Raw genomic sequence first — 2,079 nt, forward strand, 5'->3', positions numbered from 1 at the left:
TTGCTCTTGCCCGTATTGGATTGAGGCGTTGTCGGCTCCTCCCCGCCCTACTGCGTATGCAAATCGAAGATTTGCTTGCTCGTGAATCTTCGATTCACGAACGTCCCGAGAACTCCGTTCTCGCGGGCTCAGAAATCTTTGATTTCTGAACGTCCTCAGAACGCGAAGCGTTCTGATGTGCGAACGAGACGCTCTGCATCTCGTTAACGCTACTCGTTCGCTCCGCTCCCTGCGTTGTGTTGAAAATCGGAGATTTTCATACGTATGCGAATCTCTGATTCGCAACACTCCTTGAGGACGGGGCCTCCGCCTCGCAATTAGGTGAACTCGCGATGGCGGTGTTAGGTGCCGTCCTCAGTATCGGAGCCGAATCCATCGAAAGGCACAGTCTTATGGCTTCTAACGAGAACTTCGTCAGCAACCGTGAGTCCCATACTGATGAGCTCCTGGGCTACGAGAGTGATGTCACGGTCTGACTCGCCTATAGCGGTTACGAGGAGGTTCTGTTCGCCAGTGACGAGCTCTTGGACTGATACGACCCCGTCGATTTCGAGTATATCCGAGATGAGATCACCACGTTCGGATATCGAAGCGGTGCAGTAAAGCAGCATTCGGAGGGGATAGCCCGATTTCTGATAATCGACCTCAGCACTGTATCCTTTGATTATCTCGTCGGATTCGAGGCTCTGGATACGTTTACGGATAGTGCTGTCTGAGGTTCCGGTTCTCTCTGCGATATCCCCAGACGATATATTCCGAGCGTCTTCCTGTAACGCATACAGGATAGCCCTGTCCACGTCGTCGAGATCCTTCTCAACCATACTCGTGTGTCCGCGACAAAGCTACTTTAGCTTTTTTGGGAGTCCGTGTGGAGGATGTCAAGTTTAATCTCGACTGGCTAGGATAATGGGGTCAAGACTCCTCCGTAACTGCCTTAACACGGGGGGACGAAGACATTCCGAGGATGTCGAAAAGACGAAAACAGTCGTTTTCCGACTCAGACACAGGTCTCGACAAGTACCCCGAGTTCTACGACGAGGACATACAGTATATTCTTGACATAAACGACTCGGGACTCCTCCTCAACGAGATTACGGAGAGCGTATTCAAGGACTACCCCGTACAGGTTCCAAGGGACGAGATAGGATGGAGCCAGCTTCCGGTCGAGGGAGTCTGTTTCGAAGTAGTCGGGATAGGATTCAGAGGCGAATCCGAGGACAAGAAGTCGGTGATACTCAAGATAGACTCGGTAGACGAAGACTGTGAAACCTCAGCCTCGGAGACTGAGAGGAGACTCGAACTCAACGACGACGGCGTAGTACTCAAGGAGGTCAGGGAGTACGTCTTCCGTGACGGCACTAACGAGATAGAGTTCGAGAGACTCGGCTGGGACGACCTTCCGGTCGACGGAGTATCCCTGACCGTAGTCGGTATAGAGATGGCTGACGGAAGAGGCGAAGACAGAAATATCAGATTCGATGTCGTCTGATCTCTGTGGTTGACTTCTGTCTGAGACTCACAGAACCCACACAGCCACGCTGGAACTATAACCACCCGTGTCTACGTTATAGAGTGGTATCCGTAGTCAACGGTCTCATAGGTGGTCTGATAGCCACCGTGGTTATGACGGTATCATAGAGCTACTCGGAGACGAATCACCGCCTCTTACAGCGATATTCTGGTCAAAGTATATCGGTGAAGGAGATCCCGAAGAGTACAAGCCCCACGGCGTATTTCTCCATTTCGTCTACGGAGTGACTGCGGGAGGTGTATTCGAGTTCGCCTTGAGTCTCCTCAGCCTGAGTATCGAAGGCATAGGAGAGGGTATCTTATTTGGTGCTGTATACGGTCTGGTGCTTCTAGTAGTTGGGATGCTCTTCTGGATGAGGCTGATACTCGGGGTCAAGGTCAGAGCAAAGATTGTGGGGATGTCTCTCTTCTTCCATCTCGTCTACGGCGTCGTACACGGAGCCTGGGCTGGACTCGGTGTTATCGGCTGAACGAAGACACCCCAAAAGAGTGTCTGATAGTGTTTAGTTCGAATCCTTACCGGTGAGATACGGCCAGATGTTCGGTTCG

3 protein-coding genes are annotated in these 2,079 nt (G+C 51.8%); 2 read left to right on the top strand and 1 reads right to left on the bottom strand.

The genetic code is table 11. The features are described 5' to 3' along the window. Positions 1-341 precede the first annotated feature (341 nt). Positions 342-821 carry a winged helix-turn-helix transcriptional regulator gene (locus SV253_07495; protein ID MDY6775900.1) on the bottom strand — a complete coding sequence of 160 codons (480 nt, stop codon included), beginning with the start codon at positions 819-821 and terminating at the stop codon, positions 342-344. A 143-nt stretch (positions 822-964) separates the two neighbouring features. On the opposite strand from SV253_07495, the gene SV253_07500 reads away from it, so the two are divergent. Next, a complete protein-coding gene (locus SV253_07500) occupies positions 965-1,489 on the top strand; it encodes a hypothetical protein (protein MDY6775901.1) in 525 nt (174 codons plus the stop codon). A 265-nt stretch (positions 1,490-1,754) separates the two neighbouring features. Then, entirely contained in the window at positions 1,755-2,000 is a 246-nt protein-coding gene (locus SV253_07505) for a hypothetical protein (GenBank protein MDY6775902.1), read from the top strand. Positions 2,001-2,079 lie beyond the last annotated feature (79 nt).

The organism is Candidatus Afararchaeum irisae, assembly GCA_034190545.1.
GTDB lineage: Archaea > Halobacteriota > Halobacteria > Halobacteriales > Afararchaeaceae > Afararchaeum > Afararchaeum irisae.